Raw genomic sequence first — 15,844 nt, forward strand, 5'->3', positions numbered from 1 at the left:
TGAATACTTTCACATATTTCTCTTTGAAGGATGTGTTTACATGGCAATATCTATGTTAATTCGTGATGACCCCAGTCAGTATATCCACCATGACCAATTATTCAAGCAGTTAATTCCCACCTTTTTCGCTGAATTTTTAGATCTATTCTTCCCAGAAGTTCCTCCACACATCGATTTTTCCACTATTAAGTTGCTATCAGAAGAAATGTTTACAGATTTATTGGAAGGAGAGAGTCGCAGAGCAGACATTGTCATTGAAGTAAGATTAAAAGGTCAGGATAGTATTATAATTATCCATGTCGAACCACAAAGTTATAAACAACCAGATTTCAACGCGAGGATGTATCAATACTTTAGCTTGCTTTACAATAAATATCGAAAACCTATATTACCAATTGCTATTTTTAGCTATGATGATATTAAATTTGAGCCTAGTAAATTTGAAATTTCTTTTCCATTCTTTCATGTTCTAACTTTTAATTTTCTAAAACTTGAATTAAGAAAAATGAATTGGCGCCATTATATTGATTCGAATAATCCTGTTGCTGCGGCGTTAATAAGTAGAATGGGTTATTCCGAAAAGGAAAAAGTACAGGTGAAGAGAGAATTTTTACGAATGTTGGTTAAAATGGAAGTAAACCCAGCAAAAATGGAAATCATTAATGGTTTCTTTGAAACCTATTTATCGTTGAATGACAGAGAGGAGAAGGAGCTAATGGAAGAAATAAAACAATTAAACCGAGATGAAGCGGAACAAATTTTGAAATTGCCAAATTCCTGGAAGGAAAAAGGAATTAAAGAAGGAATTGAAAAAGGGATTGAAAGAGGGATTGAAAGAGGAAAATTGGAAGAAAAAAGAGAAGTTGCAATTGGAATGTTAAGAGAAGGGTTACCTATTGCGTTAATTTCAAAACTTACAAAACTCGGTTACGAGGAAATCGAGCATCTAAAAAAATCCTTTAAATAAACGTAGATGATGGGTTCCTTTGGGACCCATTTTATTTTTTTATTATGGAGTGTGGATAACAATATATCAACAAAATCCCCTCAAAATCCCCTCACTTATCTACAAATCCACAAGTTTCCCCCCGAAAACAACAAAAAGAGCCAGCGAATCTAATCGCCAGCCCTTAATTAATGATCAACATCGAAGTTATATCAAATATCAAATATCAAATATCAAATATCAAAAATTTATTTCCCTGCCCCGCAGCAGTTCTTATATTTCTTGCCGCTGCCGCAGATACATGGATCGTTACGGCCTACGTCAATTTGTTTTACTTTCGGTTTTTTCTTAACGGGTTCGCCTTCTTCTTTTGGATTCACTGCTTGGCCTTTGGCTACTTCTTGACGCTCAAGGTTATTGCGGATTTCCGCTTTCATGATATACATGGCCGCTTCGTCCTCGATTGAATGGATCATCGCCTCAAACATCGCAAAGCCTTCGTGCTGGTATTCACGAAGCGGATCGATTTGTCCGTAGGCACGTAAATGGATTCCTTGACGAAGTTGGTCCATCGCATCGATGTGATCAATCCACTTGGAGTCAACCGCACGGAGCGTAACAACCTTTTCAAATTCGCGCATTTGCTCAGGGAAAAGAAGTTGTTCTTTTTCCTCGTAACGTTCTTTCACTTTTGCAAAAATGGCCTCAATAATTTCATCTGGATCCTTGTCCTTCAAATCTTCCGCTGTCAAGTCACCCTCATGTAAAAGAGTGGCATGCACATAATCAACAATCGCTTGTAGATTCCATTCTTCCTCATCTTCGTGGCGCGATGCATGGGCATTCACGTTGCGCTCAATGGAGTTCATGATCATCTTTTGAACGATATCACGAAGGTTATCTGATTCTAATACTTCATCACGCTGGGTGTAAATGATCTCACGCTGTTGGCGCAGAACATCATCATATTGCAAGAGTTGTTTCCGGGCATCAAAGTTGTTCCCCTCAACGCGTTTTTGCGCTGATTCAACCGCTCTAGACACCATTTTACTCTGAATAGGCTGATTATCATCCATACCAAGGCGTTCCATCATTGATTTCATATTATCTGAACCGAAGCGGCGCATCAGTTCATCTTCCATTGATAAATAGAACTGAGTAATACCTGGGTCCCCTTGACGTCCAGAACGTCCACGGAGCTGGTTATCAATCCGGCGACTTTCGTGGCGCTCAGTGCCAATAACAGCAAGTCCGCCCAGTTCAATCACACCTTCTCCAAGCTTAATGTCCGTACCACGGCCGGCCATGTTCGTCGCAATTGTAACTGAACCTTGGTGACCTGCTTCCGCTATAATCTCTGCTTCACGCTCATGGTTTTTCGCGTTCAAGACATTGTGGCGAATACCTTTTTTCAATAAATACTTAGAAATAAGTTCAGACGTTTCAATCGCAACCGTACCTACTAGCACAGGCTGTCCTTTTTGGTTACGCTTAGCGATATCCTCGACCACTGCACGGAACTTGCCGTCCATTGAGGAGTAGATTAAATCAGCGCGGTCATCACGGACGATCGGGCGATTCGTAGGAATCACGATAACATTCATATTATAAATGTTGCGGAATTCTTCCTCTTCCGTTTTTGCCGTACCGGTCATACCAGCTAATTTTTCATACATCCGGAAGTAGTTTTGGAACGTAATCGTTGCCATCGTCATGCTTTCGTTTTGAACCTCGAGACCTTCTTTCGCCTCAATTGCCTGGTGCAAGCCCTCACTGTAACGGCGCCCCTTCATCAATCGGCCTGTGAACTGGTCAACGATCACAATTTCACCCTCTTGAACGACATAGTCGACATCAAGGTGCATGCTGACATTGGCTTTTAATGCCTGGTTAATATGATGGTTTAAGGTAACATGCGACATGTCAAAAAGGTTATCAATCCCGAACGCTTTTTCCGCTTTGCTGATCCCTTCTTCTGTCAGCATTACGCCCTTTGTTTTTTCATCGTAGGTATAATCTGTATCTTTTGCAAGCATCCGAACGAAACCATTCGCTTGAATATAAAGGACAGCCGATTTTGCCGCTGAGCCTGAAATAATTAAAGGTGTACGGGCTTCGTCAATTAAAATCGAGTCAACCTCGTCAATTACGCCGAAGAAAAGTGGGCGCTGAACTTTTTGTTCCTTATAGAGGACCATGTTATCACGTAAATAATCGAAACCAAATTCGTTATTTGTTCCGTAAGTAATATCAGCCGCATAGGCTGCCTGCTTTTCTTCCTTATCCATGCTATTTAAATTCAAACCGACTGTTAAGCCTAGGAATTGATACAACTGACCCATTTCCTCGGCGTCACGGCTGGCTAAGTATTCGTTGACCGTAACAACATGGACACCTTTGCCGGAAAGAGCATTCAAATAAACGGGCATGGTCGCAGTTAACGTTTTACCTTCACCTGTTTTCATTTCCGAGATATTCCCTTCGTGAAGAGAAATCCCTCCCATTAACTGAACATGATACGGATACAAGCCAAGCACACGGCGAGCGCCTTCACGGACAACGGCAAACGCTTCAACGAGTAAGTCATCCAGTGTTTCCCCGTTTTGATAGCGAGCTTTAAACTCTTCTGTTTTCTCACGCAGTTGCTCATCGGTCAGCTTTTCGGTTTCTTGTGCCAGTGCGTCAATTTTTGTGGCCAGCTTATCTAACCGCTTCAGCTCACGTTTGTTCAGATCAAACACTTTATTTAAAATCCCCATCATTTGATGAACGCTCCTTTATATAGAGACAAATGCACTCTTTTTTAAAAAATCATAGTCAAAAATTTCGTTAAATACCTTTCCTATCTTACCATTTCCTCCATACAGTGACAACAATGTTAGCGGAGAGCAGAATTTGTACAATCTACTATTATATATCTGACCGTGATAAATGCCGCAACTTGCTCAAAAAGATGTTCGGTTTTTTGTCAAATATGGCAGACCTATGACGTTAAATTGATAATGAGTCCCAACTAGAAGGACTTCCATTCAAATTCCAATATTATTGTATAAAACTAGAGTAATATCGTATATAAATTCATAAATATGCAGATTAAACAACGCAGGTATAGTGTTAAATAACCCGTTAAATAACAACGGTTTTATGTTGTTTTTATAGGAAATCTTACACTTGATTTCTTTGAAAAAATATTCACAAATTGTACATTGGATTATAATCTCACAATGTTAGATACTACCTTTAGAGAGGTTAATATGGAAAATATATAGAGAAACAATCCAAAATGGGAAGGGTGAGTTAAGTGGCCATTTGGGGGAAAAAAAATAAAGATAAAGATCCCGAAAGTAGAGAAGATAGAAAAAAAGTTGGCCTGATTCGCGGATTATGGCGAAAGTTTCGAGCGATTGACTGGAAGAATCCAGTGAACAGGTGGAAATTGTTATTCGTTTCACTTGTTGGCTGTATCGTTGTATTTGGTGGAGGTTATGGAGTTCTTACCGCGACTAACTCACCAACATTCTGTGCAAGCTGTCACGAAATGGCACCTGAGTATTCATCTTACACAGCGAGTGCTCATAATCAGATTTCATGTGTCCAGTGTCATATCAAGCCTGGTTTCACCAACATGATTACCCACAAAATGAAATCAGTTAAAGAAGTGTACTACCACGTAACAGGTGTTCCTGAACAAATCGTTCAAACCGAAGAAGAAGCCGTTTCAAACGAAAACTGTTTGCAATGTCACTCGAAGAACCGTCTCGTAACCGCATCCGGGGACTTAAAGGTAAATCACAAAGGACATATCGAACAAGATATTCCTTGTATCACCTGTCATGCCGGGGTCGTGCATGCGAAAATGGCATCTCGTGGGATCAACGTCGAAGAAGTTCGCGGCAAATGGACAGCAGAGAGTGCTGAAAAATTAATGGAAAAGAAATACCTAAGACCTAACATGGGAACATGTATTGATTGTCACGATCAAGTAAACAACGGCGTAAAACCTTGGAAGGAAGCAGCTTACAGCGTTCCGCCAAATCCAGAAGAACTTGAGAAAAAAATGGAAGAAAGCAAGAAAGAAGGCTCTTCCGCAGCAACAACAGAAACCGCAGCTGAAGCAACACATGAAGGTGCAACAACTGAAGCAGAAGCAATAGCAGAACATGATCAAAAAACACAAGATATCATTTTACAAGCAATTGGCAAACAACAAAAAGACGTCAAACTTTCCATGGCTTGTGAAACCTGTCATAAAAAAGTAAAAGTTCCGAAGAGTCATAAGGTTGAAGGCTGGAATGGAAATCACGGCGGCACAGCTGTTCAAGAGTTAGATAAGTGCGTAAACTGCCACCAGGATTCGAAATGGTTCAGAGCTATTCCGAAAGAAGATATTATTTCAATTCTTAAAATGAAAGAAACCAAATCAAAGTATGTACCGAACATTACAGTCGTGAAAGACCAATCACGAATCAATAAATTCTGTAGCGCCTGTCACGGCAACCGTCCACCAGGACACGTCGACAGTGACAAATGGTTAACAGCTCACGCGTCGAAAGCGAAAACAGCTGATCAAAAATCAGAATGCTTCGTTTGTCACGACCGTACAAAGCCAATACCAGGCTCAACAGAAGTAAAAGCACCAACAGACGTTTATTGCCAATACTGTCATAGAACTGGCTTTAAATCTGACAAGAAGAAATAATAAAACCTGAACAGGAGGGTCGCTTTTATGGACGAGGAGCACAATCAAGAACTGCCGGCCCCTCCCAAATTTCGCTTTAAAGGAAACGAGTTTCGCTATAGGTTATTTAAATATCTAACTCTAACTGTGTTGTTTCTAGCTATCTTCTTTGGCCTTAGCTTCGTAGGGCTAGAAACAACATCCAGTTCAAAATTTTGCGCATCCTGTCATGAGATGAAACCTCAGTATTATACTTGGAAAGCTTCCTCACATAGCGAGGTTGCCTGTGAAAGCTGTCATATTGGGTCGGGAACAGAGAATTACGTAAAAGCGAAAGGCAGCGGAATTAAAGAAGTATACAAAAAGCAAACAGATACCTATCTGGCACCAATTAAGATGCCGAACCTAATACCTGATTCAGCATGCGAATCCTGTCACAACATGAAAAACCGTGAAGTGACACCTTCCGGGGATATCATCATACCTCACAGCAAACATAAGACGGAAGGCATTAAATGCGTACAGTGTCACAGTGGTACTGCTCACGGGGAAATATCCGATCGAAGAGTAACTTATAAGAGTGATTACGGAAAATGGGATGAAAAACTAGGTACTGTGCTAATGAGTGACACGAAGTTTACTAGTCCGCAAATGGATACTTGCATGGAATGTCATGAAGCAAGGAAAGCAACATTGAAATGTAGTGCTTGTCATGAAACAACAATGGTTCCTAAAACTCATAAAACAGCAACTTTCAAAGCAGGTGGACACGGAAAAATACAACCATCTGAATTGAAAAAATGTGAGCAATGCCATTCTTATATGTCGAGCGAAAAGTACGACTTATTTAAGGAAGACCCAAGCTATACCAAATTTCTAAAAAATGAAACTACTAATTCCAACAAAAGTGTTTCAGTTTCGCAATATGCAAAAACAAACACATTCTGTAAAGAATGCCATGGAAAAAGGCCAGAAAGCCATAAAATTGCTTCTTTTGATACAAAACATGGCAGTATAGCAAAGGATACACAAAAGTGCTTTGTATGCCACGCTAACCGGATTACGAGTGATTCACCTGTAACAACGGTTCAATGTGCTTCCTGTCATCCGAGTTCACATGGGGACAGATTTAAGGAGAAACACCCGATCCAATTAGCAGTAAATCAAAAATACGAAAAATCATGTTTAAAATGTCACGTTGAAAAAACGTGTTCAAAATGCCATAAGTCAAACATAAACCATAAAGCTAAAGAATAGATTCCGAGAGGGGATTTACCATGGAAGCAGAAAAAGTACCTCAGGAAGTAGAGGAAAGAGCAACCAAGAAGAAGCCAAAGACGTTTAAAAAGAAAACTGGGATCCTATTATTGTTACTTACATTAATTATTACCGTTGGTACTGGATATGCTCTCGGTCACTTTTATTTTTGGAATAGCATTGACATGAAACGAGTAAATGAGCAGTTAGATTACTATAAAGAAGCAGTAAGAAAAGATCCTTCCAATTTAGAAAACCGAATCGTTCTAGGGTATACCTATTACTTAAAAGGTGACCATGATGAAGCTATTAAACAGTTCGATAATGTATTAGAGCAAGACAAGAATAATTATGATGCACGTTACAATATGGGTTTAGTCTATATATCTGAAGAACGATATAATGAAGCGCTTATTGAATTTGAAAAAGCTGTCAAAATCGCTCCTAAAGACTATAAGGGCTATGTGCAAATAGGAATCTCCTATCGTGGCTTAAAAGAATACGACAAGGCGACCAAGTCACTTGAACAAGCTAATAAGCTAGCTCCAACCAACTCCGACATCATTTATCAAATTGGAATGGTAGCAGAAGCTCAAGGAAAATATGCAGATGCGATCACCATTTATAAAGATGCGCTACAATATGATCCATTGTATAAGGATGCAATCGATGCATTAGATCGACTTAAAGATAAAGACACAAAGGCTGAAGGTGAATAACGATGAAAAGACGTAATGTGTATATCGGTATGGCACTCATTGCTATAGCCACGGCAGCAGTTTTTACCTTCCTTTTCCTAAATAATACAAAAGCAGTTGATACAGGACTCCTAAAAGTTATTACTCCAAATGGAGCACCGAATTACAGCCAAGCGCTTACTGGTGACTTTAACAAGCCGCTTGCTAAGCCTATGGATGTAACAGCCAATAGTTCGTTTACGTATGTGTCAGATACGAATAATAAACGTGTTCTAGCATTTGATGGCGGCGGCAACCAGTTGTTCGCATTTGGTGAGGATGGAACTGGCAAGGGGCAATTTAAATTTCCTTATGGAATTGCAACAGATGATAAGGGAAGAGTATTTGTTGCCGATTTATATAATGGAAATATTTCAATTTTCAATGAGAAAGGGAAATTTATTGATTACTTTGCAAAAAAAGTAATGACCGATAAAAAGATAGCAGCACCAGCTGCACTGAGAATTATTGATAAAAAGGTGTACATGACCGATATTAAAACAAATAAAGCTTATGTATTTGACTTAAACGGAAAGCTGCTACTTGAAGTGGGTAAACCAGGCACGAAAGATGGCGAACTTAACTCACCAAACGGCATCACAGTCGACGATGAAGGCAATATTTATATCGTGGATACTGCCAACCAGCGCGTAGAGATTTTCGATAAAGCAGGTAAATTTAAAAAGATTATCAATGGTTCAGCTAATGGCAAGGGAGAATCCATCTTTGTCAACCCAAGGGGAATTGGCATAGATAGCCGTGGCATCATGTATGTTGTCAGTAACTTGACCCACCTTGTTTATGGCTTTGACAAGGATGGTAAGAAAGTATTTGAATTTGGCGGTATGGGGGAAAACAACGGACAATTCTCTCTGCCAAACGGCTTATTCATCGATAAAAATGACAATGTTTATATTACAGATACATTAAACATCAGGGTACAAATATTTAAATAACATCAACGAACCTAACAGAATCAGTAATAGTCAAGTTGAAAACCTATTTCCTTCACATTAAAGGGGGTGGTATAGAAAACGTATAGTCAGAGGCATTTTCAGAGTATATAAAACAAAAAAACAGAGAAAAAAAGAGAGATTTATTTGGGAGGTTTTAAGAATGAGAAAGTTTAGCTTTAGCTTACTTTTTGCAATCATGTTGTTAGGCATGTTTGCAGCAGCTGCATCTGCAGAAAGCACAACGATGACTCCAGGTACAAAAGGAACATCAATTACTAACGCAAACCATACAGCTGAGGGTGTTGACACAAATGACGGTTCTACAGCTGGTACTGTTATCAAAGCATTAACTGGTCAAAAAATGCACACTTCGTACCAAAATAACACAAACTCTTGTGCAAGCTGTCACCAAACACACACTGCAAAAGGCGACTCATTGCTATTTTCAGACAGCGTTTATAACACTTGTACAGCTTGTCATGATGGTACTTTAGGATTTGCTAACGTATTTGCTAGTGGCGAAACTGCTAAAATGACTGGTGCTGGTACTTTCGGTGGTACTCACGGCGCATCTCAGCACCAAGCTAACGATGCAGTGAAAATCAGCGCTGCACCAGGTGGAAATCACACTGACGGTTCTAAAATTAGTGGAACTGGTTGGGGCGAAAACTTCAACTGTGCTAGCTGTCACGCACCACACGGATCTTACTCTGACCGTTTACTTCAGTACAATCCAAACGGTATTGCTTCAATGCCAGCATCTCAAGGCGGTATGCAATTAGAAAATGTTCCTGTAGTTGATACTTTACCAACAGTTGATGCTGCTGCTCCTGCTGTTGTATTATATCGTACTACAGATGCTACTTCTGGGGTTGTAACTGTTGCTCAATATAACAAAGGTGCTTCTGCTTATACAAAATCTGAAGCTCCATGGTTATACGGATATGATAACCGTACTGATGGAAAAACGTACTGGTCACGTTTCATGAAAGATGCTACTACTGTTGCTGCTTACGGTTCAACAGCTGGTGTATACTTCGATTACGAACATGCTCAAGCATATTCTACTGCTGACGCAGGTAAAACAGCACTAAATAATGCTGCTACAGGTTTCTTAGCTCGTCCTGTAGTTGTTAAAATGGAAAAAGATGAAGCGACCCACTCTATTAATCAGGCTGCATACTTTGGCGGATCTACTGTAGCTAAAATGGGCGTTTCTGAACAAAAACTGAAAGATCTTGGCTACACTGTAAAAGCTGATGGCACTGTTACAGGAATCGGTGTTGCAATGTCCAAATTCTGTGCAGCTTGTCATACTGATTACCTAACTGCTTCTGGAACTAAATCAACTCACTTCGAAGCTGAAAATGCAGCATATCGTCACAGCACAAACAGCGACTCTTACACTTGCGTACGTTGTCACTATGGTCACGGTACTGACGCTTACATCATGAAAGACTCTCTTGGACGTACAATTACTGACTTGACTAAGACTGGTGGACAATTTGCAGGCGATACTACAGGAGCTGAAGCCTACATGACAGACGTTAACTCATCTTCTGCTCTTAAAAAATTCACTAACATGTCAGTATGTTGGGCATGTCACAACAGCTCTCACGCTGAATCAATTAAGAATACTGAGCGTTCTGCAGACCATCCAAACGGAATGCCAACAGGCTATTAATAAAATAAGCTAACAATTAGCAGCAACTAATTATTAGCTCAAAAATGAAATGTTCGAATGATAAGGTGTTATGCTTTGGCATAACACCTTATTTAATTACTAATATAGTAACATTCAAGTCACTAAATTGTCAATTTTGTCTATTTACATTTTCCCTTTTGGGGTTTATTGACTTTTAAAAAGTACCTCGAATAATTCTAATCCACATTTTGATAATTAATATATGAATATTTATTGAATAATATCCCCTTCCCCTAGTACCTTCCCATCAATAGGAATAAAATAAGTATGAAGTACAACATTTTGCCACTGCATAAATAGTAGAAACGAGGGGTGCTAAATGAAGGAAAAAGGACTCCTGCATAAAACAAAGCTGCATGTACTAATAATCCTTGTTTTATGTATTCAAATATTTGGATCCTATCAAATATCGGGAATATCCGTTGTAAAGGCAGCAGGGACTGGAACAGATCCAAGCGTAACAATAGTAACACCTGAATCAGGCGCTTATCTAAACACTGGTAATGTAACCATTTCGGGTACAGTTGGGAATTATACCACAGGAATGAAAGTCAACCTGTTAAATGGAACTGTTCCAATAGGAACGCCCTACGAAGTAAATGGGGATAGTTGGATTATTACGGATATTGCTTTACCTGAAGGAACATATAATATTATTGCTAATCTTGTAGATGCTCAAGGAATAACTGTTGCCTCCACGACATTAAATAATCTTACAATTGATCTAACACCGCCCAACATTACATTTGTGAACTTAGTTGAGGGTGCTTTTTCCAAATCTCGTTCGGTTGAGTTAGCTACTGAAGCCGATTCAACTGTGCAAATCTGTAGGGGTAGCTGCGACTCGACTACTGGAACATGGCTAACCGTCCCCAAAGATAGTAATGGGAAATGGATCTATACGGATCTGCAGATGGCGGAAGGCACTCAAACCTTTTCTGCAAAGGCGATAGACCGTGCAGGGAATGAGGGAACACCTCAACGGATTACTTTTACATTAGATACACTACGTCCTACTATTTTAATGAACAGCATTGTTCCAACTTACACAGAGGATATGACACATGTTTCAATAAATACGGAAATAAAATTCAGGGTTTCTGATGCAAATGTATTAAAGGAAACAGAAATTAACAAAAGTATTAGAGTTACCAGTAAAGGTAAAGATATTCCAGGTGATGTCCAATATGACAAGGTCACAAATGAAATTTCATTTATACCAACCGTAAGACCTTTATCATTGAGTACAAAATATAATGTTTTTATTAGCCCGTTGGGAGTTATTGATTCTGCTGGTAACAGTGCATTTCCTCGGTTTTGGTCATTTACGACGGAAAGTGCTCCACCAACTAGAGATGCAGTGAGTGGAAAGGACCTTTACGGAATGGTCTATAATGGACAAAATGTTCGACGGGAAAGTCCTCATGCAGCTTATGCAAATAATGTGAATATATGTGCCAATTGCCATAGTACGCATGAAGCGAGTAATCCAAATTTGTTGGATCAGAAACAAAATAGTGGAAGTTCTACTACTCAACTATCTGTTGATGACTATTGCATGGCTTGTCATGACGGAACTGTTGCACCGATACCCGAAAATAGTCAAGCCACACACAAGCATTCTGCGGCAATCGATATTTCCGGGAAACCTAGCGGTAGTTCCTGTGCTAGTTGTCATAATCCACATATTGAGCGGTCAGATGGTAATCCAAATTTAGCACAGGATCATATTGTCTATACGCATGCTCCTAATATTCAAAAGGACAACAATCCAGTCGGGAAAGTTAGCAGCAAAGAACAACTATGTGAGAACTGCCATGAATCGGGTCTAAGTGCACTAGTAGCCAAACCTGACGTTGTCGTAGAGTATCGTGTTTTCCAATATAAAAAAAATATAAGTGCAATCGGAATCTATGAAAATTATGATTTATGTCTGCGATGCCATAATTTGAATACCAAAAATAAATATAATGGAATCGCTGATATCGCAAGCTTTTACAATAATTTGACGGAGGAAACCAAGAAAGAATTCGAAACAAGTAATTCTGGATTATCCTATTCTAATCGAGAGATATCTTTAGCTGAGAAGGAATTCTCCAGTCATATTATTAAAGCACAAGATGGAAGCCCTCTTACCGGGCACATTCCATGTGCAGAGTGTCATGATACACATGGATCTGCTAATATAAAAAACCTTAAAGAATCTCTAGGGCACGAGGATATTAAAACCTTTAGTGCTGGGGATGCAGATCGTAAATCGGTGAAAGTCCAAATTGGTTCAAATGAGCGTGATTTTACTATATTAACTGATTCAAAGGAACGAGAATTCTGTCTAGCTTGTCATAATGGGACAACTGCTATTTATGGGGTTACTGGACAAAAATATGATGACACGCGTACAGAACATAAGGATTATCCTGGAAAGGCCTGCTCTTACTGTCATGGAAGAGGAGAGACAGAAGTTGAAAAAGCTTTAAGCGCCTCACATGCGCCTAAAAAAGGAATAGTACCAACACCATAATAGTTAAAATCGAGAGGAGCTTTTCTCTCGATTTTTTTGTGTTTAATGCGCATCACTCTTCCAACTTGTGGAAAAAAATTCTTAATTAAAGATGGAGGGCTTTTTTATACAGCAAATTCACATTTTGTTAAAAAAATTGTCGTTTTCTGTTATATAAACTAATTTCCAATATGAGTATAATAGTAATAATAGTAAACTTTTACTAAATATTGAAAGGAATTTCCCAACATTCAGCTATCCTTATACTCCTATTAAACTATGACAATTAGAGGAATAATACATGCAAAAACAAATGAAACGTTTTTTCTTTACATATATCATCATTCAGCTTCTGGTGGCCATGGTTCACCCCTCCAGTTCTTATGCTGCGAATCCTAACGTTTATCCGACTGTTGTTGTACAGGGGAACAATGTCACGGTTTCCGGAACCGTCGAATGCGATAAAAATTATTTTGTTGCTTCTATGGAAATGGTTGATGGAAACCAGATTTCAAAACCCATTCAGCTGAATTCAGCCACCACATGGTCCTATTCTTTCCCGAATGGATTCAGTGACGGAAAATATAATTATACGATTAAAGCCATTGCTATTCACAAAAATGATAGGACTTCAAGTACTTTTACAACACCCATCACCTTTACCGTCGACACCACCGGCCCAACGCTCTCGATAATAACCACATCGGTTCAAAAGAATAACGTGACGATTTCAGGTTCCGTTAGTGATGCGGTGACACAAAATAACCAAATTACCTTGGAATTACTGGAATCCAATTTAAGCCCTGTTGCCGGTGTTCCTTCCACGGTCCCCGATGCACAAGGGAATTGGTCTTTTTCTTTTCAAAAAACCGATGGAATTTATAATTTGAAAATTAAAGCAACCGATGATGCGCAGACTAAACATTCTTCCTTTAAGGATGTAAGCTTTACAGTGGACTCGACAGGACCTACGATTTCTATCTCGAGCACAGCACGACAAAACAACAACGTGGTCATTTCTGGAACGGTCTCTGATATCGTGACAGCCAGTAATTTGATCCAAATGGAATTATATGATTCTAATCTTAATCGGATCACCGATGCTATCCTAACTGGACCGAATGCGCAAGGATATTGGTCCTATTCTTTGACAAGAACGGATGGAACCTATAATTATAAAATAAGAGCGCTGGATTTACTCAATAATTCTACCTACAAAGACTACAGCTTCACAGTAGACACGGCTGGACCAAAGATTACTACGAATAGTCCTGTTTTCCAAACCGACAAAAAGATTACTCTATCCGGGACCGTATCAGATGCCACTACTCCAGCCAATCAAATCCCAATGCAGTTGTTGGATGCGAATGCTATCCCGATAACCAATGCCATTTATTCAGCCCCAACTGCAACAAGTAATCAATGGTCTTACACCCTCCCTGGTGAATTTACGGAGGGAACCTACAATTATAAAGTGAAGGCGACTAATTCATCTAATTTTACTACTATTACTAATTATAGCGTTACGGTAGACTATACCCGGCCAAAGGTATCCTCGATAAAAGTCAAAGTATCGGACAAAGTTAATGCGAATGGGAAAACAGATATAGATTTGCTTCCAAATGATGTGACTGGTTATGTTAAAACCAATACCCCGATAACTTTTACAATGACAGATGACAAAATGGTCTCAGCGGACAAAGTACAGAATGCACTGATTGTTTTTTCCAGTAAAGGCGTTAACGTTGCGGGGACCATCAAGGCTACTAAAAAAAGTGATAAAAATTTGGAAGTGGTTTTTACACCTGCTACCCCGCTTGCCGCAAGTACAACCTATTATATTATGATCAATCCTCTGCTCGTTGATGTGGTCCCTGGCTCAGCTACCACTACCGATGCAGCTGGAAATCCTGTTTATCCGTTGATTCGAAAGTTTGCAACGGAACGGGGGAGCGTTTTAAAGCTAGCAAGAATGCTGGCTTTGGTCGCAACAGATCCAAATGCAAATGATCCGCACGGCAATTATGCGATGAATACGAATACCTGTGCAACCTGCCACAGTACTCATAATGCTAGTGGGGCAAAACTGGAACAATACAATACAAACTATTCTAGCTATAACTATTGCATGGCCTGTCATGACGGTACGGGAGCAGCCGCCCCTTTAAATATGCATCAGAATGGTCATTTTTCAGAGTATGGAAAAGACGGGGTTCAAAGCAGTGCCGGGGAATGCGCTTCCTGTCATAATCCGCATTTGGCTTGGAATGAAGAAAATCCGAACCTGATAAAGGATCATTATGTGGTTGATAACCATCCGGCCGTTGAAGGGGTTCCTGCGGATATGTTTGACAGCGAAAAGCAACTTTGCGAGACCTGTCATGATACGGAAACCAATCAGGTAAAGAACTATGGTTCGCAAAACAATATTGTGGTGACCAATAAAATCTTTGATTACCGTAAATCAACGGCAACCGGTGTCCCAGATGATTATGCCTTATGCTTGCGCTGCCATGACGGCACGAGGAAGTGGAAGGACTCTAAGGGTGTGGAACAAGTAATTTCCAACATTCAACAATTCTTTGATACGAAGACAGATGAAAAAACGGATTTGACAAACAGCAATTTATCCCAGCACAGGATTACAGCTATTAGTGATGGCCAACTTGTAAAGAGCAGCGGTACCGCAGCCAATGACGGTCACATCCCATGTAGTGAATGTCATGATACCCATGGTTCTACAAATATCAAATTGCTAAGTGCTACATTGGGATTGGAGGACAGACGTTTATTTTCCTCAGGTTCAGGTGACTGGGATGCAGCGAAGGAGCGTGTTTTCTGTTCTACCTGCCATAACGGTTCAACGGCCATTTACGGTGTGACCGGAAAAGCACTCGATACTGCTAAATCAGCCGGTCATACCAGTACAGCTCCACGAGCATGCTCGACCTGCCACGGGATGGGAAATACTGCAGAAGAAAAAGCCTTGAGTGCCGCACATGCACCAATGCAGGGTACACCTTAGAATAATATAATAGTAAAAACGAGAGGGGACGCGCCCTCTC

General features: G+C 39.9%; 9 protein-coding genes. 8 read left to right on the plus strand and 1 reads right to left on the minus strand.

Going from position 1 to position 15,844, the window contains the following annotated elements:
• The first annotated feature begins 40 nt into the window (after nt 1-40).
• Nucleotides 41-967: an RpnC/YadD family protein gene (locus RCG22_RS18735; protein WP_308104177.1), complete on the plus strand. Its 927-nt coding sequence runs from the start codon at nt 41-43 to the stop codon at nt 965-967.
• A gap of 227 nt (nt 968-1,194) precedes the next feature.
• On the opposite strand, the gene secA is transcribed toward RCG22_RS18735, so the two are convergent.
• Nucleotides 1,195-3,708: a preprotein translocase subunit SecA gene (gene secA / locus RCG22_RS18740; RefSeq protein ID WP_308104178.1), complete on the minus strand. Its 2,514-nt coding sequence runs from the start codon at nt 3,706-3,708 to the stop codon at nt 1,195-1,197.
• Between the two features lie 539 nt (nt 3,709-4,247).
• Here secA and RCG22_RS18745 point away from each other — a divergent pair.
• The 7 genes from RCG22_RS18745 to RCG22_RS18775 all read left to right on the plus strand — a co-directional run bounded on the left by RCG22_RS18745 (nt 4,248) and on the right by RCG22_RS18775 (nt 15,804).
• Complete coding sequence (locus tag RCG22_RS18745) at nt 4,248-5,645, plus strand: cytochrome c3 family protein (protein ID WP_308104179.1); 1,398 nt, start codon at nt 4,248-4,250, stop codon at nt 5,643-5,645.
• 27 nt (nt 5,646-5,672) lie between these two features.
• Nucleotides 5,673-6,881, plus strand: a complete 1,209-nt coding sequence (locus RCG22_RS18750) for a cytochrome c3 family protein (RefSeq protein WP_308104180.1) — start codon at nt 5,673-5,675, stop codon at nt 6,879-6,881.
• Nucleotides 6,882-6,901: 20 nt separating this feature from the next.
• Complete coding sequence (locus RCG22_RS18755; protein WP_308104181.1) at nt 6,902-7,600, plus strand: tetratricopeptide repeat protein; 699 nt, start codon at nt 6,902-6,904, stop codon at nt 7,598-7,600.
• A 2-nt stretch (nt 7,601-7,602) separates the two neighbouring features.
• Entirely contained in the window at nt 7,603-8,574 is a 972-nt protein-coding gene (locus RCG22_RS18760; protein WP_308104182.1) for a 6-bladed beta-propeller, read from the plus strand.
• Between the two features lie 160 nt (nt 8,575-8,734).
• Nucleotides 8,735-10,258, plus strand: coding sequence for a cytochrome c3 family protein (locus RCG22_RS18765; RefSeq protein ID WP_308104183.1), 1,524 nt, complete (start codon nt 8,735-8,737; stop codon nt 10,256-10,258).
• A gap of 340 nt (nt 10,259-10,598) precedes the next feature.
• The gene (locus RCG22_RS18770) at nt 10,599-12,800 is read left to right on the plus strand and encodes an Ig-like domain-containing protein (protein WP_308104184.1); all 2,202 of its coding nucleotides are present in this window, start codon (nt 10,599-10,601) and stop codon (nt 12,798-12,800) included.
• Nucleotides 12,801-13,080: 280 nt separating this feature from the next.
• On the plus strand, nt 13,081-15,804 hold the full coding sequence (locus RCG22_RS18775) for an Ig-like domain-containing protein (protein ID WP_308104185.1): 2,724 nt from the start codon (nt 13,081-13,083) through the stop codon (nt 15,802-15,804).
• Nucleotides 15,805-15,844: the final 40 nt, after the last annotated feature.

Source organism: Neobacillus nitrireducens (assembly GCF_030915405.1).
Lineage (GTDB): Bacteria > Bacillota > Bacilli > Bacillales > Cytobacillaceae > Neobacillus.